Here is a 24,756-nt window from a genome sequence, read left to right on the forward strand (position 1 = left end):
AAGAATGTCATATGATAAGAAAATAAGGTATGCTTAGGATATAGGTTTAGGAGGGTTTTATTTGATTAGCAATGCACTCGTAATGGTTGGAATTATATTAGTTATCAATATTGTGTATGTATCGCTTTCCACAATACGAATGATTCTAACGTTAAAAGGCAGAAGGTATATTGCTGCATTTGTAAGCATGTTTGAAGTGGTTATTTATGTATTTGGCTTGGGTCTTGTTTTAGATAATTTAAACGAAATTCAAAATCTGTTAGCCTATGCCATTGGTTTTGGGATTGGTGTAGTCTGCGGGTCAAGAATTGAAGAAAAACTAGCACTTGGATATATTACAGTCAATGTGATATCCTCCGATCCAGATATTCAATTTACGAAGCAATTAAGAGATAAAGGCTATGGGGTAACAAGCTGGTATGCTTATGGTATGGATGGAGACAGATTATCAATGCAAATCTTAACACCAAGAAAATATGAATTAAGATTGTATGAAACCATTAAACAAATAGATCCGAAAGCTTTTATCATTGCATATGAACCAAAGCAAATCTATGGTGGATTCTGGGTGAAACAGGTGCGTAAAGGTAGACTTATGAATCCGAAGAAAAAAGCAGAGAGTAGCAATGGTACTACGAAGCAAGCTACGGAAACATCCAAACCAACAGAATCAATGAGGAAAGAGTAGATCTTAAGAATAACGTATGATGTATCGTGGCGCACACATAGCATTTTTCCTTTTGGGTTGGATCGTCTATTAATAAGTCGCATAGAATAGTTGATGACAGAAGTAAAACCTCAATAACTAAGCTCACATGTCCATGTTTGAGTATAAATGAATCGTATTGTTTTAGGGAATATACTAAAAACCGAACATTAATTTAAATTATTTAATAATCGTTCGTTATTTTGTTGACATTTCCGTTTTTCCTTGTTATTCTTAAACCGACAAATCAATATCGGTTCCTCATATATACCTGAGAATAAGGCTCAGAAGTTTCTACCCAGCACCGTAAATGACTGGACTATGAGGGAAGTTGAATCGTTGTGTAAGCAATGATCTGTTTGAATGGTTGAAATTACAGGTCTATTCTTCTTCTCTCATTGGCTTGAGATGAAGATGAATAGACTTTTTTCGTAGTCAAGGAAGTTATAAAAGTTGAGCCTGTGGGTAAATCTTGGTGTGTTGAGTCGCGTCCAGCTCCAACTTCCAGAAACGAGGCGACTTTACGAATCGTCCTACGGATAAGCTGTCATCGGCTCGCGAGCTCACCTGTTCCTTTATCACCGTTGACTCGCTTCAGTCGCTTTGTTTCTAATTGGGCGCTTGCGCTTTTGTTCTAAGTTAAGAAAGTATAAAATCAGTGTAATGACTGCGTTAAGCCAAGTAGTTATTTTGAAATGTTTGATGTATATTGGCAATGCTCCGACTAATTGCTTCGCTTTCCGCGGGCACGGCCTCAACTAACTTTGCAAAGAAGAACACGTTGCAAAGTTAGCTGAAGGACAAACCCCACGGAAAGGGAAGTGGGCAGCCGGAGTGGTGGTCAAGCAAGCAGTAGCTATTATTCCATAATAGCTACTAGAGGAAGCGTAAATCTGAGCATGTAGTGATAAGGACTGAGCGAATTTTGCTCAATTTTTCTTATTAATTAGCAAAGGGTAAACTTAAACTAGGAGATAATTTGATAAACGAGGGGGATTTCACAGTAATGGTTGGCGTAATCATGGGCAGTATATCGGATTGGGAAACAATGAAGCATGCTTGTGCTATTCTAGATGAACTACAAATTCCGTATAGCAAAGATATTATTTCTGCACATCGTACACCTGATGAAATGTTTGCATATGCAAAATCAGCCAGAGAACGTGGACTAAAAGTTATTATTGCCGGCGCAGGAGGAGCAGCCCATTTACCTGGAATGGTGGCAGCTCAGACGACACTTCCTGTAATTGGTGTTCCTGTTCAAAGTAAAGCGTTGAACGGATTGGATTCACTTCTTTCGATCGTACAAATGCCAAGCGGAGTGCCTACTGCAACTGTAGCGATTGGGAAGGCAGGAGCAAAAAATGCCGGGATTCTTGCAGCACAAATCTTAGGTACATTCGATGCATACGTTGCAGCGAAGTTAGAAACGTACCGTGACCAAATGAAGGATAACGTTGGAGAAATGAGGGAAGACCTTGCGAAAAAATAACAGCATTGTGTTACCCGGACAAACAATTGGGATTATTGGTGGAGGTCAGCTAGGACGTATGATGGCAATTGCAGCAAAGTATATAGGTTATCGTGTGAATGTATTAGATCCTACCGTAGACTGTCCGGCTGCACAGGTCGCAGACCATCAAATTATTGCACCATATGAGGATATGAATGCTATCCAACAATTGACAGCTCTTAGCGATGTGGTCACATATGAATTTGAAAATGTTGATTTACAAGCTGCAGCTTACATAGAGAAAGAAGGAAAGCTGCCACAGGGTGCGTTTGCTCTCGAAATTACTCAAAATCGGGAGAAAGAGAAAAAGCTAATAAAGGCAGCTGATTTACCTGTTCCCGAATTTGCTATTGTAAACAGTGGAGCCGAATGTGAAGAAATACTAAGAGATTTTCCATTACCCGCTGTAATCAAGACGTGTCGCGGTGGTTATGACGGAAAAGGCCAACTTAAAATAGATGCTCGTTCAGACATAGCTACAGCCGTTCAATTTGCCCAGGATCATTCCCATTGCATCGTAGAAGAATGGATTACCTTTGATAAAGAAGTATCGGTTATCTTTACACGTGCACAATCTGGCGAAATTACATTTTTCCCAGTTGCTGAGAATGAACATAAAGACCATGTTTTATTCAAAACAATGGTTCCAGCGAGCATTAATGAACTACTGGAAAAAGAAGCTTTTCGGGCAGTAGAGAAGCTTGCTGAACATATGAAGATAGTAGGTACCTTTGCGGTGGAACTGTTTGTGAAAGGAGATCGTATCTATCTAAATGAAATGGCTCCTCGTCCTCATAATTCTGGGCATTATACGATTGAGGCTTGTAATGTTTCACAATTTACACAGCATATTCGTGCCATATGTGGCCTTCCTTTAATGGAAGTAAATTTACTAGAGCCAGCGGTCATGATCAATGTATTAGGTGAAGACTTGGAATCTGTTTTACAAGCGATGACAAAAAATACCTCTGGTTTTGTTCATTTATATGGAAAAGCGGAAGCTAAAACGAAACGAAAAATGGGACATATTACATTTATTGGGGCTACAATGGATAAAGTAAACAAACATATTCAGACATTTGAGGAGGCCAAACAATGATTGAGCGTTATACAAGGGAAGAAATGGGATCGATTTGGACAGAGGAAAATAAATTTAAAGCATGGCTTGAAGTTGAAATCCTAGCATGTGAGGCATGGAGTGAGCTAGGTGTTATTCCTAAAGAAGATGTGAAAAAGCTACGGGACAATGCATCCTTTGATATCCATCGAATTTATGAAATTGAAAAGGATACAAGACACGATGTTGTCGCTTTTACACGTGCTGTATCGGAAACGCTGGGTGAGGAAAGAAAATGGGTGCACTATGGACTGACATCAACGGATGTTGTTGATACAGCACTTTCGTATATCGTAAAACAGGCCAATGAAATTATTCGGAAGGACTTGCATCGGTTTATTGAGATCTTGAAAAATAAGGCTATGGAACATAAGCATACGGTGATGATGGGAAGAACCCATGGCGTACATGCAGAACCAACAACATTTGGTTTGAAGCTTGCGCTTTGGTACGAAGAAATGAAACGTAATTTAGAACGTTTCGAAGCAGCTGCTCACAATATTGAATTTGGAAAGCTATCAGGAGCAGTAGGAACATATGCAAATATTGATCCATTTGTGGAGCGATATGTTTGTGAGAAGTTAGGAATTACGCCAGCACCCGTCTCTACTCAAACATTGCAACGTGACCGTCATGCAGCTTATTTATCTGCACTTGCGCTTATCGCGACATCGGTAGAGAAATTCGCAACCGAAATTCGTGGATTGCAAAAAACAGAAACACGAGAAGTAGAAGAATTCTTCGCGAAAGGGCAAAAGGGATCATCGGCTATGCCGCATAAACGTAATCCAATCGGGTCAGAGAATATGACAGGAATGGCAAGAGTCGTACGTGGCTACATGATGACAGCCTATGAAAATGTATCATTATGGCATGAGCGAGATATTTCTCATTCTTCAGCAGAACGTGTCATTCTACCAGATGCAACAATTGCGTTAAACTATATGCTTAATCGTTTTGCAAACATCGTTAAGAATCTAACGGTGTTCCCTGAAAATATGAAACGAAACATCGATAAAACCTATGGCGTTATTTTCTCTCAACGGGTTCTCCTAGCTCTAATTGACAAAGGAATGGCGCGCGAAACTGCTTATGATATAGTACAGCCGAAGGCGATGCAGGCTTGGGAAACAGCGACTCACTTTAAACAGTTAGTAGAGGCAGATGAACAAATTACGGACGCATTATCACAAGCAGAAATTGATGATTGCTTTGACTATACGTACCATTTAAAAAATGTCGATGTTATCTTTGACCGAATCGGCTTAGCGTGAGGTGGAATTTATATGAAGGAAGCATTGTTATATGAAGGTAAGGCGAAGAAGGTTTATCAAGCAAAAGATAGAACTGGCAAGTTAGTTTTAGCCTACAAGAATGATGCTACAGCGTTTAATGGTGAAAAAAAATCGAGTTTTTCTGGTAAGGGAAGACTAAATAATGAAATTTCCTCACGAATATTTTCTTTACTTCATGATAAGGGTGTGGAGACGCACTTTATTGAACGGTTAACGGAGACAGAACAGTTGGTTCATCAAACAGAAATTATCCCATTAGAAGTAGTTGTTCGTAATGTTGCTGCAGGCAGCATTACGAAACGACTAGGGATAGAGGAAAAAACGACATTTGCTCGACCTCTTGTTGAATTGTTTTATAAGAACGACGAATTAAATGATCCATTAATCAATGATGAGCATGCCTTTATTTTATCAGATGTAACACGGACAGAGCTGCAAGAAATAAAAGAGAAGGTATTGAAAATTAATGAGGAACTAAGAAAGATATTTCGTGATATTCATATTACATTAGTGGATTTTAAAGTTGAGTTTGGAAGATTAGCGAGTGGCTGTATCGTCCTAGCTGATGAGATTTCTCCAGATACATGTCGCCTATGGGATATTACAACGCAGGAAAAGCTTGATAAGGATGTTTTTCGCCAAGGAACAGGCGATTTAATTGAGGTCTATGAAGAGATTTTACGACGACTGGAGGATAAACAATGAAAAACGTAAAGGTCCATATTACATTAAAGTCAGGGGTATTAGATCCTCAAGGAAAGGCTATACAGGAATCATTACATGCACTAGGATATCAAGAAATAGAAGAAGCTCGTGTTGGTAAAGTAATTGAATTACAGGTTCAAGATGAAGCAGATATCGAGGCACGTGTTACAGAAATGTGCGAAAAGTTGCTAGCTAATCCAGTTATTGAAGACTACCGATTTGAAGTGGAGGGGGCTGTTCAGTCGTGAATTTCGCTGTAATTATGTTTCCGGGTTCTAACTGTGATCATGATATGTATCATGCCGTTAAAGATGTACTTCAAGAAGAGGCAGATCTCGTTTGGTATGAAAATAGTGATCTAACAAACTATGATGCTATTCTACTTCCTGGTGGTTTTTCGTATGGCGATTATTTACGCTCAGGAGCTGTAGCTTCTACTTCCAATGTAATGAAGCAAATCAAAGAGCATGCTGCAAAAGGAAAACCTGTATTAGGAGTCTGTAATGGATTTCAAATATTAACAGAAGCTGGGTTATTACCAGGAGCATTACTTCGTAACAAAAAACTTTCCTTTATGTGCCATCAGGAGGAGCTACAGGTTGTTAACAATCGGACGCTATTCACTACAGAATATACGTCAGGGGAAGTAGTGCGCTTTCCGATTGCGCATGGAGAAGGAAATTACTTTTGTGATGACGCTACATTACAAGCAATGAAGGCGAATGGTCAAATTGTATTTACCTATCAAGATAATCCAAATGGTTCCGTCGCCGATATTGCTGGGATTAGTAACAAAGAAGGTAATGTATTAGGAATGATGCCACATCCGGAACGAGCTGTAGAAGCATTATTGGGTAGTGATGACGGCTTACGTTTATTCAAATCAATGGTGCTGAATTGGAGGGAATCCTATGTTGCAAACGCATGAAATTAGTCCAGAAGTGATTGAAAGCGACAAACTGTATAAAGAAACGGGATTAAGTGATGAAGAGTTCCAATTGGTTAAAACCATTTTAGGTCGACGCCCAAATTTTACAGAAACGGGCATATTTTCAGTAATGTGGTCAGAGCACTGTAGCTATAAAACATCGAAGCCATTACTAAAAAAGTTCCCGACAAAATCACCGCATGTATTACAAGGACCAGGTGAGGGGGCTGGAATCATCGATATTGGTGATAATCAGGCAGTCGTGTTTAAGATCGAAAGCCATAATCACCCTTCTGCAGTTGAACCATATCAAGGAGCTGCGACAGGTGTCGGTGGAATTATTCGTGATGTTTTTTCCATGGGAGCACGTCCAATTGCTTTATTAAATTCATTACGTTTTGGGAATCTGACTTCGGAACGCGTAAAGTATTTATTCTCCGAAGTAGTTAATGGCATCGCTGGGTATGGGAATTGTGTCGGTGTTCCAACGGTTGGTGGAGAAGTTCAATTTGATACAAGCTATGAGGACAATCCGCTCGTTAATGCAATGTGTGTAGGATTAATTAATCATGATGATATCCAAAAGGGAATAGCAAAAGGGATTGGTAATACAGTATTGTACGCCGGCGCTCCAACAGGTCGAGATGGTATTCACGGTGCCACTTTTGCTTCAGACGATTTAGGAGAAGATGCAGCAAAGGATCGTCCTGCGGTACAAGTTGGGGATCCATTTATGGAAAAATTATTAATAGAAGCTTGCTTAGAAGTCATTCATTCAGATGCACTTATTGGAATGCAGGACATGGGCGCAGCTGGTTTAACTTCTTCTGCGAGTGAAATGGCAAGTAAGGCTGGAACAGGATTAGAAATGAACTTGGATTTAGTTCCGCAGCGAGAACAGCATATGTCAGCATATGAGTTAATGCTATCTGAATCACAGGAGCGTATGCTACTAGTGGTTAAACAGGGACGTGAACAGGAAATTATCGAAGTATTCCAAAAATACGGATTGCAGGCAGTGGCTGTTGGAAAGGTAATAGAGGAAAAAATATTTCGTATTAAGCAGCACGGAGAAGTGATGGCAGACATTCCAGTGGATGCGCTTGCAGAGGAAGCCCCGGTCTACCATTTACCAGCAAAAGAAGCTAGCTACTATCAAGCATTTCAACAAATGGAAAATGCGATACCATCGATAGAAAACCATGCAGAAGTGCTGAGAAAACTATTACAGCAGCCAACAATTGCATCAAAAGAATGGGTATATGACCAGTATGATTCCATGGTTCAAACAAATACGGTTGTCACTCCAGGATCAGATGCTGCTGTTATTCGGATCAAAGGAACAAAAAAAGCATTGGCGATGACGACAGACTGTAATTCCCGTTATATTTATTTAGACCCAGAAGTGGGTGGGAAGATTGCAGTAGCAGAAGCTGCTCGAAATATTGTTTGTTCTGGTGCCAAACCCTTAGGTCTTACAGATGGGTTGAATTTTGGCAACCCAACAAACCCGGAAGTATTCTGGCAAATGGAGAAGAGTGTGGAAGGTATGAGCGAGGCTTGTCGTATCTTGAATACCCCAGTAATTAGTGGAAATGTATCGCTATATAATCAGTCCAAAGGAAAGGCTGTTTTTCCAACGCCGGTTGTCGGTATGGTCGGCTTACACGAATCTTTAGAGGATATTACGCCAAGTCATTTCCAGTCACCTGGGGACACGATTTATATGATTGGCGAAACGGATATTGCCTTCGGAGGTAGTGAACTTCAACAGCTTGTTAAAGGAACATATGAAGGAAAAGCTCCAGCCATTGACTTACAGGTGGAGGCAAGAAGACAGGAGCAATTATTAACAGCAATTCAAGAAGGGGTCATTGTATCCGCACACGATTTGACAGAAGGTGGTTTAGCTGTCGGTTTAGCTGAAAGTCTATTTAATAATACCTTTTTAGGTGCTGATATTGAGTTGACAGGGGATGCCACCGTTGCATTATTTAGTGAAACACAGTCACGCTTTATCGTGACGGTCAAGGAAGAAAATAAAGCAAGATTTCTAGACTTGGTTGAGGATGCACGAGCCATCGGTACGGTAACAGATAAGCAAACATTATCTATTTCTGTGAATGAAAAGAACGTTATAGAAGAGGAAATTCATCAATTACGAGATTTATGGAAGGGAGCTATTCCATGCTTGCTGAAATCAAAGGCATAAATGAGGAATGTGGTGTATTCGGAATTTGGGGTCATGAAAAAGCAGCAGAGCTTACCTATTATGGTTTGCATTCGATGCAGCATCGTGGTCAGGAAGGTGCTGGCGTAGTAGTAAGTGATGGCAAGAACCTTAAGGCTCATAAAGAGATGGGGCTCGTAAACGATGTATTTAAACATGCTGATTTTTCCGCTTTATCTGGAAGCGTAGCAGTAGGACATGTTCGTTATTCCACGCAAGGTGGAAAAGTCCTTGAAAATGTGCAGCCCCTATTATTTCGTTCACAAACAGAAAGTATGGCGTTAGCACATAATGGGAATATCATGAATGCCTATAAGTTACGAGGAGAGCTGGAGGCAGAGGGAAGTATTTTGCAAACCTCTTCGGATTCCGAGGTTCTTGCTCATTTAATTAAACGAAGCGGCAATAAAATAACCGAGGAAACAATCTCGAAAGCACTTAATCAAGTAGTTGGTGCATATGCCTATATTATTTTAAAGGAAGACAAAATGTTTGTAGCTTTAGATCCGACAGGTATTCGCCCGTTATCTATCGGAAGATTAGGTGATGCCTATGTTGTTGCTTCTGAAACCTGTGCATTTGGGCAAATAGGGGCTACATTTGAGCGGGAAGTGTTACCTGGCGAATTAATAACCATTAGCAATGATGGGTTATCATCTATAAGATTTGCTATGCGTCAGCAACGTAAGATGTGTGCAATGGAGTATGTTTATCTTTCCAGACCAGATAGTGATGTTAATCATGTCAATGTCCATGCTTCTCGTAAAAACATGGGAATGGAACTGGCTAAAGAGTCGCCGGTAGAAGCAGATATTGTCGTAGGTGTGCCGGACTCTAGTATTTCTGCCGCAATTGGTTATGCAGAGGAGAGCGGGCTGCCCTATGAAATGGGGATTATTAAGAATCGCTATGTTGGTAGAACATTTATTCAACCATCACAGGAACTGAGAGAGCAAGGGGTAAAAATGAAGCTTTCTCCGGTTCGCAGCATTATTGAAGGAAAGCGGGTAATTATGATTGATGATTCGATAGTTAGGGGGACCACTAGTAAACGAATTGTGCAAATGTTGAAACAAGCTGGTGCTAAAGAAGTTCATGTACGAATCGCTTCCCCGTCGATTCAAAACCCTTGCTATTACGGTATTGATATGTCGACGAGAGCTGAGCTAATTGCAGCCAATCATTCTGTTCCTGAAATTAGCAATATAATCGGCGCAGATAGTGTTGCTTATTTATCAGAAGCGGGATTAGAAAAGGCAGTTCTTAAGGATAAAACGATCCATCAAGGAATTTGTACCGCATGTATGACAGGAAAATACCCAGTTAAAGAAGAAGGGGAAAAAGAAATTGCCTATACCAGTTGTTAACTTAAACTATAGAGGAAGTGGCGTTCATGTCAGAAGTATATAAAGATGCAGGGGTAGATGTAGAAAAGGGCTATGAAGCCGTAGAAAGAATGAAAAAACATATTCAACGTACGACTCGCCCCGAGGTACTTGGTGGTATTGGTTCGTTTGGGGGTTTGTTTGACCTTACTTCTTTTGCTTACGAGGAGCCAGTTTTAGTATCAGGTACAGATGGTGTTGGAACAAAGCTAAAGCTAGCATTTGAATTAAATAAGCATGATTCTGTAGGAATAGATCTTGTCGCTATGTGTGTAAATGATATTATTGCTCAGGGTGCAAAGCCGTTATTTTTTCTTGACTATATTGCTTGTGGCAAAAACGAACCAGTTCAGATGGAACAAATAGTATCGGGGATTGCCGAAGGCTGTGTTCAGGCGAATGCTTCCTTAATTGGCGGTGAGACTGCTGAAATGCCTGGGATGTATCAAGATGGTGAGTATGACTTGGCGGGATTTGCTGTTGGTATTGCTGAAAAGTCCAAGCTCGTAACTGGAGAAGCAATTCAAGCAGATGATGTCATCATAGGTCTTCCCTCTAGCGGCATTCATTCGAATGGCTACTCATTAGTCCGTAAGCTTGTAGCCGATCTTGATTTTCATAACACCTACGGGTTGAGTTGCTCCCTAGGAGAATCATTACTGACACCAACGAGGATTTATGCTACATCAATGAAAAACGTGCTAGATTCTGGAAGGATAAAGGGTATTTCTCATATAACGGGCGGTGGTTTCTATGAAAACCTCCCACGTATGCTACCGACTGGTTTAGGTGCAGAGATAGACCGTAACACTTGGGAGCCGCCAGAAATCTTCCCATTTTTACAAGCGCAAGGGAAGATCAACGAAGAAGACATGTACGGGATATTTAATATGGGAATAGGTATGGCTATTGTTGTTGCAGCAGAGAATGTCCGTGATGTGCTCCGTTTATTGGAAATACAAGGAGAACTACCAACAGTGATTGGAAAAGTTATTCCGGAAGAAGGAGTGCATTTTTGTTCATGAGCCGTATTAAAGTAGCTGTATTTGCATCAGGTACAGGTAGTAATTTTCAAGCATTGATGGAGACAAAAAGCTTAGCCTGTGACATTGTACTTCTCGTTTGCGATAAGCATGATGCTCCAGTCATACAGAAGGCAAAGGCGAATGGAGTTGCGACATTCATTTTTGACCCAAAATCCTATTCTTCGAAGCAGGCATATGAGCAAGAAATTACGGATAGGCTAAAGGCGGCTTCTGTTAGTTGGGTATTTCTAGCTGGCTATATGCGAATTGTTGGTTCTGAGCTGCTCACTGCTTATCGTGACAAAATCGTTAATATACATCCATCGTTATTGCCGGCTTTTCCAGGTAAGGATGCTATCAAGCAAGCATTTGAAGCTGGCGTAACAAAAACAGGGGTAACGATTCATTTTGTTGATGAAGGCATTGATACAGGACCAATGATTCAACAGCAGGAAGTATATATCGATGCTACAGCTACATTAGAGGAGTTAGAAGAACGTATTCATCAGGTGGAACATCAATTATATCCACAGGTCATTAATCAACTTTTACAGAATGAGGGGTAATTATGAAAAAACGTGCATTAATTAGTGTATCGAATAAAGAAGGCATTATTGAATTTGCTAAAGGACTTCATGAAGCTGGAGTAGAAACCGTTTCTACAGGTGGGACACTTCGAGCTTTACAAGAGGCAGGCGTGCCAACAATTGCTGTAGAGCAGATTACTGGCTTCCCTGAAATATTAAATGGACGTGTTAAAACATTGCATCCGTTTATCCATGGAGGATTACTGGCAAAACGAGATAATGAAGAGCATCAAAACCAGCTGGAAGAAAACAAGATTTCTCCAATAGATTACGTCATTGTTAATCTGTATCCATTTAAACAAACATTAGAAAAACAAGGCGTAACCAAGGAAGAGATCATTGAAAATATCGATATCGGTGGTCCTACCATGCTAAGATCCGCTGCTAAAAATTATAAGGATGTGGCGGTAGTTGTTGATCCAAGTGATTATAATCAAGTATTACAGGCCATTAAACAGGATACGTTGACGGTTGACCAAAGGCAACAATTGGCTGCAAAGGTTTTCCGACACACAGCAAATTATGATGCACTTATTGCGCGTTATTTTACAGAAGAAACAGGTGAGGATTTTCCAGAAACCTATACGATTACGTATGAAAAGGCTCAGACGCTTCGTTATGGGGAAAATCCACATCAATCCGCTGCATTTTATAAACGATCGATTCCTGTTAAGGGAAGTTTAGCAACCGCAGAACAGCTTCATGGCAAGGAATTATCTTATAATAATATTCAAGATGCGAATGCCGCATTAGAAATACTTGCAGAATATACGGAACCAGCGGCAGTAGCTGTAAAACATATGAACCCCTGTGGAATAGGAGTAGCTCATACGATTGATACTGCCTTTCAACGTGCATACGACGCAGACCCAATCTCCATTTTTGGAGGAATCGTGGCATGTAACCAAGTCATCGATCAACTTACAGCAGAAAAGCTGAGCAAAATTTTCTTAGAAATTGTAATTGCTCCAGGATATACAGAGGAAGCACTTGCTTTATTAACCGTGAAAAAAAATATCCGATTGCTAAAACTCCATGTGGAGCCAGCGGAGGAAGTAGGTCATACATTTACATCTGTAAACGGTGGCATGCTTATCCAAACGAAGGATAACGGTCGTATTAATCCGGATGAACTAACGATTGCTACTACTCGTGAACCGACAGAGAAGGAGCTGGCAGACTTATTATTTGCTTGGAAGGCTGTTAAGCATGTGAAATCGAATGCGATTGTTTTAGCGAAGGAAAAACGAACAGTGGGAGTTGGAGCTGGTCAAATGAATCGAATTGGTGCAGCCAGCATTGCTATCGAACAGGCTGCTGAACATGCGCAAGGTGCAGTGATGGCTTCAGATGCATTCTTTCCAATGCCGGATACGGTGGAGGCTGCAGCAAAAGCTGGAATAACTGCAATTATTCAGCCTGGTGGTTCTAAGCGTGATCAGGACTCCATTGATGTGTGTAATGAGTACGGTATTGCAATGGTATATACAGGGATGCGCCATTTTAAACATTAAATGGAAGGGGATATTTCATGAAGATTTTAGTAGTTGGTCGAGGTGGACGTGAACATAGCATCATTATGAAAGTGGCTGAAAGTGAACGTGTTTCCGCGATTTATGCAGCCCCTGGAAACGGTGGGATTGCTGAGCAAGCAACGTGTATACCAATTGATGAGTTAGATATAGATGGACTTCTAGCATTTGCAAAAGAGGAAGCGATTGATTTAACAATCATTGGACCAGAAAATCCATTGAATGCGGGAATTGCTAACAAATTTAATGAAGCTGGTTTAGCTATTTTTGCACCGACGAAAGAAGCGGCATTATTAGAGGGAAGTAAGCAATTTGCAAAACAATTTATGCAAGCATACGACATACCAACTGCTGCCTATCAGTCCTTTACATCTGTTGAACAAGCAAAAGCCTATATCGCAGAAAAGGGAGCGCCAATTGTTATAAAGGCAGACGGCTTGGCTGCAGGGAAAGGCGTTATTGTTGCCGAAACAAAGGAGCAAGCGTTTACTGCTGTAGAAGAGATGCTTGTAGAAAAAACCTTTGATGAGGCGGGATCTACCATTGTGATAGAGGAGTTTCTTCAAGGGGAAGAATTTTCCCTAATGGCGTTTGTCCATGAAAATCAGGTATATCCAATGGTACCTGCAAGAGATCATAAGCGGGCATATGATCAGGATCACGGCCCAAATACAGGGGGGATGGGGGCTTTTTCACCAGTACCAGACCTCACTCAAGCAGATATTGATTTTTCATATACGCATATTTTACAGAAAACAGTGGACGGTTTAATAGAAGAAGGTAGAGCCTTTACGGGAATTCTTTATGCGGGTTTAATGAATACAGAAGATGGACCTAAAGTAATTGAGTTTAATACCCGGTTTGGTGATCCGGAAACACAGGTTGTACTACCATTATTAAAAAATGATCTTGTTCAAGTAGTTCTCGATGTCCTAGCAGGTAGAAACCCAGAGCTTCAATGGCATAACAAAGCTTGCGTTGGAGTTGTTTTAGCCTCTGAAGGATATCCAGGTGCTTACCAAAAAGGGGTTGAATTACCTACGCTGCATACAGAACGTGCTTTTATCGCTCATGCAGGGACAAAACAAGCAGACGGCGTGTTTGTCTCGGATGGAGGGCGTGTGCTGTTGGCTGGATCAACTGCAGCCTCGATAGAAGAAGCAGCGAGAAATGCATATACCGCATTTGCTAGCGTAAAGAAGGATGGTGGATTCTTTTATCGAACCGATATTGCAAAAATTGAAATGAAGCAAGCATAAAAACGGTACTTCCCTATATTTTTGGAGAGTATTCAGCTAGTGGATAGAAATATTGTTTGTTAAACAGCTACTCAATTGTTAGATCAAACAATTGAGGAAACCAATATGGGTAAAGTGTGGGATTGTCTGCCAGTAAATGTCCGATAGGTTTAAAGGCCTTTAGGTCATATCCGTGGTACTAAATTGGGGGATAAACAACCCCCAAACGGATTGAAGTTTCATTTTATATGACAGATGATAATATTAGGAAAACCAGCTACTCTCCTTATAGGATGGTAGCTGTTTTTTTATAGTCCGGGAAATTAAGGAAATTATAAAATTTGCCCATCTTGATAAATCTGGACGTGTGGACCCACCGTCCAGCGCCCAGAAACAAGGCGACTTCACGAATCGCCCTAATCAAAGCCATTATGGCTCCGAACCACATCGAGATTCCTTTATCTCCGTTGACTCGATCCAGTCGCTACGCTTCTAATCGGGCGCTTGCACTTTTGCTCTTGAATCCCCTTTTATCTTGGAAGGGCATGCAAGGATGCTTTTATATATGACTTACCATGAAATATTTAGTGATTATAAAAAGGTGGAACAATGAGCAATCTGAAGCAAATTAATAGTAATTGTGTTTTATGATAGCACGTGTAAAATATAAAGAAAGATAAATTGGTTTAAGGGTAATGCTAGAAGGAAAGTGGTGAATCTGACATGAACGATGCCTCAATTGTCGTTGCAGACGACGAAAAAGAGATAGCTGATTTATTAGCTATTCATTTAGAGAAGGAAGGATATAAAGTCCATAAAGTTTATAACGGAAAAGAAGCTATGAAAGTGATTGATCAGCAATCTATCGATTTAGTGATTCTAGATATTATGATGCCAGAAATGGATGGGTATGAAGTAACAAGGCTGATAAGAGAGAAACATAATATGCCTATTATTTTTTTGAGTGCCAAGACCTCTGAATTCGATAAAGTGCAGGGGCTTGTTATTGGTGGTGACGACTATATGATTAAACCATTCTCCCCAATGGAGCTTATGGCACGCGTTCAAGCACAGTTAAGAAGATACAAAAAATTAAATGAAACCAAATTAATGTCAACAGCCAATATGGAGTTTGGTGAACTAACTATTTCTAAGGAAGAGCATGTAGTTTATCTATTAAATGAAAAAGTTGAATTAACCCGTAAAGAATTTGAGATTCTATATTTATTAGCAAAGCATCCGAGAAAGGTTTATAGTGTTGACAAGATTATGCAAATCGTTTGGGGAGATACCTATTATGATGGTGCGAATACAGTGATGGTTCATATAAGAACATTACGAAAAAAGTTAAAAGAAGATAAAAGAAAGAATAAGTTTATAAAAACGGTATGGGGGGTTGGCTACACATTTGATGGTTAAATGGTTGAGAAGTTTTCGCGCAAAAATAATTGGTATGTTTGCTTTAAGTAGTTTATTATCAGGTCTTTTAACATATCTCATTATCATGCTTGCGAAGCAGTATTATTCTACAGTTGATTATGGTAGCACTGGGCATGCTATTCGTGAATTTATTCGAACGATTGGTGATGTATATGTCTTTCTTTTCATATTCATTGTGTTTTCCTTTTTGTTTTTCTATATGTTAATGAAGCCATATACAACGTATTTCAATAAAATCTCAAAAGGTATTCGGCAATTAGCTCAAGGTGATTTTGATTACCAGGTCAAGCTATCGTCTAAAGATGAATTTAATGATATAGCAAACGATATTAATCGGACTAGTGCTAGACTGAAAGAAGCAATTGAAAAGGGGGAGTTCTTAGAAAGTAGTAAGGATCATTTAATTGTGAATTTAGCACATGATCTACGAACACCGCTCACCTCTGTTTTAGGATATATAGAAATTATCTTAAAGGATAAAACACTTGGTGAAGAAGAAAAGATGCATTTCTTAAAAATTGCATTTAATAAATCGCAACGCTTAGAGAGACTGTTAGATGAATTATTTGAGATAACAAAAATGAATGACCATATGTATTCTATTGAAAAAACAAAAATTAATATATCTGCTTTACTTTATCAATTAGCAGAAGAAATGTATCCAATTTTTGAAAAAAGTTCTCTACATTTACGACAGGATATCCAATCTAATTTGATGACTTTAGGGGATGGTGATTTACTAGCTCGTGTATTTGAAAATTTACTAACAAATGCCAATCGGTATGGGTCCGATGGGGAATTTATTGATATTCGTGCTTTTCAAGAAAATCAGGAAGCTATTATCCAAGTTATTAATTATGGAAGTATCATAGCAGATGAAGATTTACCACATATATTTGATATGTTTTATACAGGAGATAAATCACGAACGATGCAAAAAAATAAAAGCGGACTGGGCTTATTTATAGCAAAGAATATAATAGAGCAACATAACGGCACAATCACTGCAAAGAGTAATTTGAAGCAAACCGTATTTGAAGTTCGTCTTACTAGCAGTGATGATGAGTAAGAAACAGAATTAGTTAAGAAATATTTAAGATTTTACCCACTTTTTTATTAAAGATATTTTCCTAAGATGTGTATAGAGAGAAGAAATCAAGGAGGGAAAGTTCTACATGAAGAAGTGGTTTTTCATATTGTTGTTTTTATCTATTGTAATAGGCATGGTATATATTACCCCTGTATCCGTATTAAATGAAGATAAACCAAATATGGTTCCAAAGGAAAATATCAATTTGGAACAATTTGATTTACAAGAAAAAGAAATAAATAAGGAAGAAATGTATCAGGGTGAATTATTATTAGTTAATGATGAATTTCCTGTAAAGGAACGATATATTAAAAAAGATATGATCCAATTAATTAACCATCGAGAATTAATCGCAAATTATGGATTGCTCCATCAAGATCTACGTTTATCCGAAAAAGTAGCTAGAAAATTCTCGGACATGGTTGAAGCTGCCCAAAAGGATAATGTGCATAACTTTTTATTAAGTAGTGCTTTTAGAGACCAAGAGGAACAAAAAGTGTTATACGAGGAAAAGGGAAAAGATTATGCTTTACCACCAGGTTATAGTGAGCATAATTTAGGATTGGCTCTAGATGTTGGATCTACGAAGGAAAGTATTAAATATGCAGCGGAGGGAGCTTGGATACAAAAAAACGCTTGGAAATTTGGGTTTGTACTTCGCTATCCTAAAGCTAAAGTGCATATTACAGGTATTGAATATGAGCCATGGCATTTACGTTATGTTGGTCTACCTCATAGTGCAATTATGTATGAAAAGAATCTCGTATTGGAAGAGTATTTAACTTATTTAAAGAAAGAAAAGCAAATAGCAACAACATACCAAGGGGAGAAATTCCTAATTTGCTTCTTTCCTGTTTCAGAAGACCATCCAAAAATATTGGTACCAGCCGATAGTGAATATACTATCTCAGGTAATAATATGGATGGAGTAATTGTGACAATAAAGCAGAATATGGATAGCGGTACTCAAATATAGCAGAATGGATAGAGATAAATTTGATACAATGGCTAAATCTAGTGTTGGTTTAGTCTTTTTAATATCCTGAAAGAATCAGTTAAACTCGAATTATATCCCGCATATAACTATTAATGAAGAATCCCTACTGAAAATTTATCTATTACTGTTTACTGTGATCGTTACCTAGAGTTAGTAACACTTGAAAAGTGCCATTCCTGTCTTCACAAAAATTTCACTTTAGTTTACAAAAACATTACAGTGAGAAAGCAAAAAATATGGTAAAATAAAGGAAAATATCGGCTTAGATCTTTTTTGTCCGCAGTAAGCCTCCCACTTTATTCAAGTAAGCTAGAGGTTTGTAAGTCATGAGTTCACTTATGCTTCCCTGCCGAACAGGGTTTAGCTAAGCAACTACGAAGGGATTTGGTTGTTACGGATAAAGTTAGCTGTTAACAGTATTTATATCTTTACAGAAGGTATACGGTTAGGAAATGAAAAAGAAATATTAAGATGGAGAGAGTTGTTTAACCATGCAAAATAACGGATATCACTGGAGAAATAGAGAAATTAGGCAACATGTTCGAGTGATTGATGAAGCGTCGTCACCGACATTAGTTTTAACAAATTGCACGTATTTAAATGCGTATACAAAACAATGGTTACAAGCGAACATTTGGATCGATGAGGATCGGATCGTATATGTTGGAGACAAAACTCCTAAAAATATGAACCGTACGGAAGTTTATGACTGTCAGGGAAAGTATGCAGTGCCAGGTTATATCGAGCCACACGCACATCCATTCCAACTGTATAATCCAGAACAATTGGCAAAACATGCTGGAAGGACTGGTACAACGACATTAGTAAATGATAACCTGTTATGGCTTTTTTTGTTGCAAAAAAAGAAAGCGTTTTCTATATTGGATGAATTTCGTAAGCTACCTGTGTCAATGTATTGGTGGGCAAGGTTTGACGCTCAAACTGAAATGCAGCAGCAAGATGATATCTTTCATACGGAAGACGTCTTAGAATGGATTAAGCATCCAGCCGTTTTACAGGGTGGCGAATTAACCGCATGGCCAGAACTATTAGCTGGGGATGATCGGCTACTTTACTGGATACAAGAGACGAAGCGACATGGAAAGCCGGTTGAAGGGCATTTTCCGGGTGCGTCTAAACGGACATTAACGAAAATGAAATTATTAGGAATTAATGCAGACCATGAATCGATGACAGGAGAAGAAGTAATCCGGCGTTTACAGCTAGGGTATCAAGTTGGTTTACGCTACTCCTCCATTCGACCAGACTTGCCAAGGATACTAGCAGAGCTGATTGCGCTTGACCTAAAGTCATTTGATCATTTAACGATGACAACGGATGGAGCTACACCTGGATTTTATGAAGATGGCTTAATGAATGTCTGTATTGATATTGCTATCAAAAAAGGTATTCCATTGGAGGAGGCATATCTGATGGGGAGCTTTAACGCTGCTAAGCATCTTCGCATGGAAGAACAATTGGGAAGTATTGCGCCTGGTCGGCTTGCTCATATTAATATCTTATATGCAAAGGATAATCCGCATCCAGAAAGTGTCCTTGCTAAAGGAAAATGGATTGTAAAAAATGGAGCGGAAGAAACCGTTCACCAAAAAATTGATTGGCAAGCATACGGACTTAAACCGTTGAATTTAGATTGGGAACTAGGAAAAAATGAACTGCAATTTTCCGTTCCAATTGGTTTAGAAATGGTGAATGATGTCATTATGAAGCCTTATCCAATTGAAATCGATATAACGGTCGATAGACTTCCTGAGCAAACAAATGAGGCCTTTTTATTAATGCTGGACAGAAAAGGAAAGTGGCGAGTTAATACAACATTACGCGGATTTACTAGTAAATTAGGTGCCCTTGCCAGCTCGTATTCAACAACTGGAGACTTTGTGTTCATTGGTAAGGATAAACAAGATATTATACTTGCGGGGAAACGGATAAAAGAAATGGGTGGAGGTATTGTCCTCGTCCATCAAGGGAAGATTCTTTTAGAAATTCCGCTTTCTCTAAGTGGTATGATGTTTGATGGAGATATGAAAGAGCTTATTGAAAAGGAGAAAGAATTAAAGGATTATTTACAGGATTTTGGCTATCCATTTCAAGATCCGGTATATTCCATCTTCTTTCTTGCGTCAACACATCTACCTTATATACGAATTACACAACAAGGAATTATCGATGTGAAGAAAAAAGAAGTTCTATTCCCGGCAACGATGTGTTAGCGTATAATATAATACTATACTAACTTTTCAAAGGTGTTGTGGAATATGAAAAAATTATTATGTATCGTTTTTCTAGCTTTTATATTTCTTGCAGCGTGTAATGATGAAAAGGAAGCTCGTGATAATGAATCGAAGGATTCTGGCTTGGAACAGAAGTCCGATTCGTTCCAAGTCCCGGAAGAATATGAAAATATGTATCCACTTACAGGAATAGGTACAGATGAAGTCGTTAATAATAGAATGGTAGGTGTAATGGTTAATAATCACACAAAAGCTAGACCACAGACAGGATTATCGAAAGCAGATATCGTATTTGAAATGCTAGCAGAAGGTAAAATCACTCGGTTTTTAGCACTCTTCCAAAGTGAAATGCCAGATGTTGTAGGACCTGTACGAAGTGCGAGAGAATACTATTTCGAACTAGCAAATGATTATAATGCAATCTATGTTTATCATGGGGCTGCTGGATTTGTAAATGATAGGATAGAACAGCGGGGAATTGACCATTTGAATGGTTCGTTTTATGATAATGATGGTGTATTATTTAAACGTGAACCTTTTAGAAAGGCACCGCATAATTCGTATTTACAGCTTGGATCTGTCTATGAAAAAGCAGAAGCGAAAGGCTATGATACGAAAGCAACGTATGAGCCCTTGCCTTTCTTATCAGAAGGTGAGCAGGTAGCTGGTGAACCTGGTAACCATGTGAAAATTGTATATTCCGATACGCCTACGGAGATTGTTGAATTTGATTATAATAAACGTTCGCAAGCATATACAAGATACAGTGATCAGGAAAAGACAATAGAGTTAGAATCCGAGGAAGCTATTCAGGCTAGTAATGTATTTATAATAGAGACTCATCATGAAGTAATTGATGATGCTGGTCGTCGGGCTATCGATTTACAATCAGGTGGAGATGCTTATCTCTTGCAAAAAGGTGTAGTTCAAGAACTTCGCTGGGAAAATAGAAATGGAAGAATTGTTCCAATGAAAGACGGGAAAGAAGTTGCATTTGCTCCAGGAAAAACGTGGATTAATGTGATTCCGACCGAACCTGGTATAAAGAGAGCCGTAACGATATCAAATGAGTAATGGAAGCAGGAGGGCTTTGGTGTGCAAATAGATAAACTACGTGGGAAACAATTGGATCAATTATTTGATGCAATCCTTTCATTAAAAGACCGGGAAGAATGCTATCGTTTTTTTGATGATATTGCAACGATGTCAGAAATCCATTCTATTTCCCAACGATTACAAGTAGCAAAAATGCTAATGGATGGAAGTACGTATAATGCAATTGAACAGGAGACAAATGCATCAACTGCTACGATATCACGAGTAAGACGGTGCATTAATTTTGGAAGTGAAGGGTATCAATTAGTACTTGATCGCATCATAGAGGACAAAGACGATTAAACAAAAAACTAGAAATGTCATCATCGACATTTCTAGTTTTTGTTTTTGAACCTCTCGAGCTATGCCAAGGGTTCTGGGAAGCTTTAATGTGGGTCAAAAAACTTCTTGGTAAGATAACGCTGGTTTCCCGACCACTATATGTGCTCTAGGAAGCTGTCCTATGAAGATCAAGAATAGATTAGCACATACAGCAAGAAACGATGAAGTTAACTTTTTGCTTAACAGTTGATAATAAATCCACTTGTTTGCAGTGTACAGCGTTTTCGTTAAAATATATGGACTCACGCATGTTTTACGTAAAAAGATTATCCTTATCTCTAAATTCCTAGAATGTTTTTTGATATAATAAACTAATGGATTATAATGATGGAGGACTATTATTTTGGATAAAACAATGAATGCTTGGCAGCATATTTTTAAGCTTGATCCTGCCAAAGAAATCTCAGATGAACATTTAGAAATGGTTTGTGAGTCAGGGACAGATGCCATAATTGTAGGTGGGACAGATAACATAACATTAGATGGCGTGCTTGATCTACTCTCAAGAATACGTAGATATACAGTACCTTGTATTTTAGAGATTTCATCCATGGATGCAATAACTCCAGGCTTTGATTATTACTATATTCCTATGGTGCTTAATTCGAAGGAAAAAAAGTGGATGATGGATATTCAACATCAAGCTATTAAAGAATTTGTTGATATGCTTGAGTATAGTGAGATATTATTTGAAGGATATTGTATATTGAATAAGGACGCAAAAGCTTTCATACATACGAACAGCTATTTACCGGATGAAGATGATGTGATTGCGTATGCTTATATGGCAGATAAGGTTTTTCACTTGCCTGTCTTTTATATGGAGTATAGTGGAACCTACGGGGACCCAGTGCTGGTCGAAAAAGTAAAAGCTCAATTGGAACATTCACTATTGTTTTACGGTGGTGGTATTGAAACAGTCCAACAGGCACGGGAAATGAAAGAACACGCGGATGTAATTATCGTTGGCAATCGTATATATACAGATATCAAGCAAGCATTAAAAACGGTAAAAGCGGTAAAAGATAGTTAATAGTTAGGCGGTGTAAAAATGAGTCAAACAAAAGATGACTTATTAAAAGGATTAAATAAACAGCAAAAAGAAGCTGTTACACATACAGACGGCCCTTTACTTATTATGGCCGGTGCAGGAAGTGGAAAGACAAGAGTATTAACCCATCGGATTGCTTACTTATTAGGAGAAAAGGACGTTTCTCCTCGTAATATTTTAGCAATTACATTTACGAATAAAGCTGCACGTGAGATGAAAGAACGCGTGCGTAAATTAGTTGGACCTGAGAGTGATCAAATGTGGGTTTCGACCTTTCACTCCATGTGTGTACGAATTTTACGAAGAGATATTGACCGAATTGGTTATAACAGTAACTTTACTATCTTGGACAGCAGTGACCAGTTGTCTGCGATTAAACAAATTTTAAAAAACCTTAATATGGATCCAAAGAAATTTGAGCCACGAGCAATGCTAGGACAAATTAGTGCTGCGAAAAATGAATTAGTTACTGCTGAAGAATTTAATAAAAAGGTAGGTAACTTCTTTGATCGTCAAGTAGGTCAAGTATATGAGGCTTATCAAAAGATGCTACAAAAAAATCAATCTCTGGACTTCGATGATTTAATTATGCAGACGATACATCTTTTTCAACGAGTACCAGAGGTATTGGAATATTATCAAAGGAGATTTCAATACATTCATGTTGATGAGTATCAAGATACAAACCATGCACAATATGCACTTGTGAAACAACTTGCAAGCAGGTATCAAAACCTTTGTGTTGTTGGTGACTCGGATCAATCGATCTATCGTTGGCGGGGAGCTGATATTACCAATATCCTTACTTTTGAGAAGGATTATCCAACATCACGGACAATTTTGTTGGAGCAGAATTACCGATCAACGAAATCAATTTTACAAGCCGCTAATAAAGTTATCGAACGCAATAGTGGAAGAAAACCAAAGAAGCTGTGGACAGAAAATCCAGAAGGTAAAAATATTCATTACTTTCAAGGTGCTACAGAACAAGAAGAGGCATTGTTTGTAACTGAAAAGATTCAAGAATTAACGCGTAGTCAAGGATATTCACCAAGTGAAGTGGCAATACTGTACAGAACAAATGCACAGTCACGTGCGATTGAGGACACATTAGTGAAGTCAAATATTTCCTATCAAATGGTAGGTGGTACTAAGTTCTATGATCGTAAGGAAATTAAAGATATGGTAGCTTACCTTCGACTTATAGCTAATCCCGATGACGACCTTAGCTTTGAACGCGTTGTTAATGTTCCAAAAAGAGGAATCGGAAAAACATCCATTGATCGATTACGTGAATATGCAGCACTCCATGATATATCCTTTCATGAAGCAGTTAAAGAGGTTGATTTTACCGGTGTTTCGAAAAAGGCCGCAAATGCTCTAGCGGAATTTGGTAATCTTATTCGTACATTATCGCAGCAGCAAGAGTTTCTTACTGCAACCGATATGGTAGAAGCCGTTTTAGAACGGACAGGCTATGAAACAATGCTGAAAAATGAACGAACGATCGAGGCGCAAAGTCGCTTGGAAAACTTGGAAGAATTTATGACTGTAACAAAGGATTTTGAAGAAACCAGTGAGGACAAGACACTTGTTGCTTTTTTAACAGATCTCGCTTTAATTGCTGACATTGATCAAGTAGATGAAGAAGAGACAGAGGCAGAGGAAAAAATTACATTAATGACATTACACGCGGCCAAAGGACTAGAATTTCCGGTTGTCTTCTTAATCGGTTTAGAAGAAAATGTTTTCCCGCACAGTCGTTCGATGTTAGATGAAGAAGAAATGGAAGAAGAACGAAGACTAGCTTATGTAGGTATTACGAGAGCGGAGAAAGAGCTTTATATGACGCATGCTAAAATGCGTACACTTTTCGGCCGGACGAACATGAACCCCGTTAGTCGATTTATTAATGAAATTCCAGAAGAATTAATTGATGGAATGGAAGAAGCGAAAATGTCTATGTTTGGTGGAAGTATCGGACAGAAATCTAAGCCAGCTCCTGCACCTATGAAACGTAAAGCGGAGCGTATGCAAAAAACGACAGGTGCAGAGAATGAGACGTGGGGACCTGGTGAGAAGGCACGCCATAAAAAATGGGGTGTTGGTACAGTTGTTAAAGTTCAAGGAGAAGGAGAGGCAATGGAGTTAGATATTGCTTTTCCAGCGCCAGTAGGTATAAAACGAGTCTTGGCTAAATTTGCGCCAATCACGAAGGAGTAAGG

Annotated in this window: 21 protein-coding genes and 1 riboswitch; all 21 genes read left to right on the plus strand. The window is 38.9% G+C overall.

Features of this window, described 5'->3' with window-relative positions; translation table 11 throughout:
• Nucleotides 1-61: 61 nt before the first annotated feature.
• The 21 genes from D9782_RS09575 to pcrA all read left to right on the plus strand — a co-directional run bounded on the left by D9782_RS09575 (nucleotide 62) and on the right by pcrA (nucleotide 24,754).
• Nucleotides 62-688: a DUF2179 domain-containing protein gene (locus D9782_RS09575; protein WP_026682856.1), complete on the plus strand. Its 627-nt coding sequence runs from the start codon at nucleotides 62-64 to the stop codon at nucleotides 686-688.
• Nucleotides 689-947: 259 nt separating this feature from the next.
• Nucleotides 948-1,048, plus strand: a riboswitch (purine riboswitch).
• Between the two features lie 664 nt (nucleotides 1,049-1,712).
• Nucleotides 1,713-2,198, plus strand: a complete 486-nt coding sequence (gene purE, locus D9782_RS09580; protein WP_121604622.1) for a 5-(carboxyamino)imidazole ribonucleotide mutase — start codon at nucleotides 1,713-1,715, stop codon at nucleotides 2,196-2,198.
• Nucleotides 2,185-3,318: a 5-(carboxyamino)imidazole ribonucleotide synthase gene (purK, locus tag D9782_RS09585; protein ID WP_121604623.1), complete on the plus strand. Its 1,134-nt coding sequence runs from the start codon at nucleotides 2,185-2,187 to the stop codon at nucleotides 3,316-3,318. The genes purE and purK overlap by 14 nt, the downstream gene beginning before the upstream one ends.
• Nucleotides 3,315-4,610: an adenylosuccinate lyase gene (gene purB, locus D9782_RS09590; protein WP_121604624.1), complete on the plus strand. Its 1,296-nt coding sequence runs from the start codon at nucleotides 3,315-3,317 to the stop codon at nucleotides 4,608-4,610. The genes purK and purB overlap by 4 nt, the downstream gene beginning before the upstream one ends.
• A 12-nt stretch (nucleotides 4,611-4,622) precedes the next feature.
• Nucleotides 4,623-5,336, plus strand: coding sequence for a phosphoribosylaminoimidazolesuccinocarboxamide synthase (gene purC, locus D9782_RS09595; RefSeq protein ID WP_026682852.1), 714 nt, complete (start codon nucleotides 4,623-4,625; stop codon nucleotides 5,334-5,336).
• Complete coding sequence (purS, locus tag D9782_RS09600) at nucleotides 5,333-5,584, plus strand: phosphoribosylformylglycinamidine synthase subunit PurS (RefSeq protein ID WP_026682851.1); 252 nt, start codon at nucleotides 5,333-5,335, stop codon at nucleotides 5,582-5,584. Before purC ends, purS begins: the two co-directional genes overlap by 4 nt.
• Nucleotides 5,581-6,264 (plus strand): phosphoribosylformylglycinamidine synthase subunit PurQ, encoded by a 684-nt coding sequence (purQ, locus tag D9782_RS09605; RefSeq protein WP_026682850.1) that lies wholly within the window; start codon nucleotides 5,581-5,583, stop codon nucleotides 6,262-6,264. The genes purS and purQ overlap by 4 nt, the downstream gene beginning before the upstream one ends.
• The gene (purL, locus tag D9782_RS09610) at nucleotides 6,248-8,476 is read left to right on the plus strand and encodes a phosphoribosylformylglycinamidine synthase subunit PurL (RefSeq protein ID WP_121604625.1); all 2,229 of its coding nucleotides are present in this window, start codon (nucleotides 6,248-6,250) and stop codon (nucleotides 8,474-8,476) included. Before purQ ends, purL begins: the two co-directional genes overlap by 17 nt.
• Complete coding sequence (gene purF, locus D9782_RS09615) at nucleotides 8,452-9,861, plus strand: amidophosphoribosyltransferase (protein ID WP_121604626.1); 1,410 nt, start codon at nucleotides 8,452-8,454, stop codon at nucleotides 9,859-9,861. Before purL ends, purF begins: the two co-directional genes overlap by 25 nt.
• A 26-nt stretch (nucleotides 9,862-9,887) precedes the next feature.
• Nucleotides 9,888-10,904 (plus strand): phosphoribosylformylglycinamidine cyclo-ligase, encoded by a 1,017-nt coding sequence (gene purM / locus D9782_RS09620; protein ID WP_121604627.1) that lies wholly within the window; start codon nucleotides 9,888-9,890, stop codon nucleotides 10,902-10,904.
• Nucleotides 10,901-11,470 (plus strand): phosphoribosylglycinamide formyltransferase, encoded by a 570-nt coding sequence (purN, locus tag D9782_RS09625; protein WP_121604628.1) that lies wholly within the window; start codon nucleotides 10,901-10,903, stop codon nucleotides 11,468-11,470. The genes purM and purN overlap by 4 nt, the downstream gene beginning before the upstream one ends.
• Before the next feature lie 2 nt (nucleotides 11,471-11,472).
• Nucleotides 11,473-13,005: a bifunctional phosphoribosylaminoimidazolecarboxamide formyltransferase/IMP cyclohydrolase gene (gene purH, locus D9782_RS09630; RefSeq protein ID WP_121604629.1), complete on the plus strand. Its 1,533-nt coding sequence runs from the start codon at nucleotides 11,473-11,475 to the stop codon at nucleotides 13,003-13,005.
• Nucleotides 13,006-13,022: 17 nt separating this feature from the next.
• The gene (gene purD, locus D9782_RS09635) at nucleotides 13,023-14,282 is read left to right on the plus strand and encodes a phosphoribosylamine--glycine ligase (protein WP_121604630.1); all 1,260 of its coding nucleotides are present in this window, start codon (nucleotides 13,023-13,025) and stop codon (nucleotides 14,280-14,282) included.
• Between the two features lie 702 nt (nucleotides 14,283-14,984).
• Nucleotides 14,985-15,680, plus strand: coding sequence for a response regulator transcription factor (locus tag D9782_RS09640; protein ID WP_026682843.1), 696 nt, complete (start codon nucleotides 14,985-14,987; stop codon nucleotides 15,678-15,680).
• A complete protein-coding gene (locus D9782_RS09645; RefSeq protein ID WP_121604631.1) occupies nucleotides 15,673-16,770 on the plus strand; it encodes a sensor histidine kinase in 1,098 nt (365 codons plus the stop codon). The genes D9782_RS09640 and D9782_RS09645 overlap by 8 nt, the downstream gene beginning before the upstream one ends.
• A gap of 106 nt (nucleotides 16,771-16,876) precedes the next feature.
• Entirely contained in the window at nucleotides 16,877-17,767 is an 891-nt protein-coding gene (locus D9782_RS09650; protein ID WP_121604632.1) for a M15 family metallopeptidase, read from the plus strand.
• Nucleotides 17,768-18,279: 512 nt separating this feature from the next.
• Complete coding sequence (locus D9782_RS09655; protein WP_121604633.1) at nucleotides 18,280-20,022, plus strand: adenine deaminase C-terminal domain-containing protein; 1,743 nt, start codon at nucleotides 18,280-18,282, stop codon at nucleotides 20,020-20,022.
• Between the two features lie 45 nt (nucleotides 20,023-20,067).
• Complete coding sequence (locus D9782_RS09660; RefSeq protein ID WP_121604634.1) at nucleotides 20,068-21,117, plus strand: DUF3048 domain-containing protein; 1,050 nt, start codon at nucleotides 20,068-20,070, stop codon at nucleotides 21,115-21,117.
• A gap of 21 nt (nucleotides 21,118-21,138) precedes the next feature.
• On the plus strand, nucleotides 21,139-21,441 hold the full coding sequence (locus D9782_RS09665; RefSeq protein ID WP_121604635.1) for a YerC/YecD family TrpR-related protein: 303 nt from the start codon (nucleotides 21,139-21,141) through the stop codon (nucleotides 21,439-21,441).
• Nucleotides 21,442-21,835: 394 nt separating this feature from the next.
• The gene (locus D9782_RS09670; protein WP_121605863.1) at nucleotides 21,836-22,513 is read left to right on the plus strand and encodes a heptaprenylglyceryl phosphate synthase; all 678 of its coding nucleotides are present in this window, start codon (nucleotides 21,836-21,838) and stop codon (nucleotides 22,511-22,513) included.
• A gap of 18 nt (nucleotides 22,514-22,531) precedes the next feature.
• Nucleotides 22,532-24,754 carry a DNA helicase PcrA gene (gene pcrA, locus D9782_RS09675; RefSeq protein WP_121604636.1) on the plus strand — a complete coding sequence of 741 codons (2,223 nt, stop codon included), beginning with the start codon at nucleotides 22,532-22,534 and terminating at the stop codon, nucleotides 24,752-24,754.
• The last annotated feature ends 2 nt before the right edge of the window (nucleotides 24,755-24,756 follow it).

It is taken from the genome of Virgibacillus sp. Bac332 (genome assembly GCF_003667785.1).
In the GTDB taxonomy this organism is placed as follows: domain Bacteria; phylum Bacillota; class Bacilli; order Bacillales; family Amphibacillaceae; genus Virgibacillus; species Virgibacillus salarius.

Bases quoted from the DNA above. Each gene is read 5' to 3' on its own strand.
- purB (WP_121604624.1), top strand. From the start codon at position 3,315: ATGATTGAGCGTTATACAAGGGAAGAAATGGGATCGATTTGGACAGAG.
- D9782_RS09650 (WP_121604632.1), top strand. From the start codon at position 16,877: ATGAAGAAGTGGTTTTTCATATTGTTGTTTTTATCTATTGTAATAGGC.
- pcrA (WP_121604636.1), top strand. From the start codon at position 22,532: ATGAGTCAAACAAAAGATGACTTATTAAAAGGATTAAATAAACAGCAA.
- D9782_RS09660 (WP_121604634.1), top strand. From the start codon at position 20,068: ATGAAAAAATTATTATGTATCGTTTTTCTAGCTTTTATATTTCTTGCA.
- purL (WP_121604625.1), top strand. From the start codon at position 6,248: ATGTTGCAAACGCATGAAATTAGTCCAGAAGTGATTGAAAGCGACAAA.
- D9782_RS09640 (WP_026682843.1), top strand. From the start codon at position 14,985: ATGAACGATGCCTCAATTGTCGTTGCAGACGACGAAAAAGAGATAGCT.
- purM (WP_121604627.1), top strand. From the start codon at position 9,888: ATGTCAGAAGTATATAAAGATGCAGGGGTAGATGTAGAAAAGGGCTAT.
- purF (WP_121604626.1), top strand. From the start codon at position 8,452: ATGCTTGCTGAAATCAAAGGCATAAATGAGGAATGTGGTGTATTCGGA.
- purS (WP_026682851.1), top strand. From the start codon at position 5,333: ATGAAAAACGTAAAGGTCCATATTACATTAAAGTCAGGGGTATTAGAT.
- D9782_RS09655 (WP_121604633.1), top strand. From the start codon at position 18,280: ATGCAAAATAACGGATATCACTGGAGAAATAGAGAAATTAGGCAACAT.
- D9782_RS09670 (WP_121605863.1), top strand. From the start codon at position 21,836: ATGAATGCTTGGCAGCATATTTTTAAGCTTGATCCTGCCAAAGAAATC.
- purH (WP_121604629.1), top strand. From the start codon at position 11,473: ATGAAAAAACGTGCATTAATTAGTGTATCGAATAAAGAAGGCATTATT.
- purE (WP_121604622.1), top strand. From the start codon at position 1,713: ATGGTTGGCGTAATCATGGGCAGTATATCGGATTGGGAAACAATGAAG.
- purC (WP_026682852.1), top strand. From the start codon at position 4,623: ATGAAGGAAGCATTGTTATATGAAGGTAAGGCGAAGAAGGTTTATCAA.
- purD (WP_121604630.1), top strand. From the start codon at position 13,023: ATGAAGATTTTAGTAGTTGGTCGAGGTGGACGTGAACATAGCATCATT.
- purN (WP_121604628.1), top strand. From the start codon at position 10,901: ATGAGCCGTATTAAAGTAGCTGTATTTGCATCAGGTACAGGTAGTAAT.
- D9782_RS09645 (WP_121604631.1), top strand. From the start codon at position 15,673: ATGGTTAAATGGTTGAGAAGTTTTCGCGCAAAAATAATTGGTATGTTT.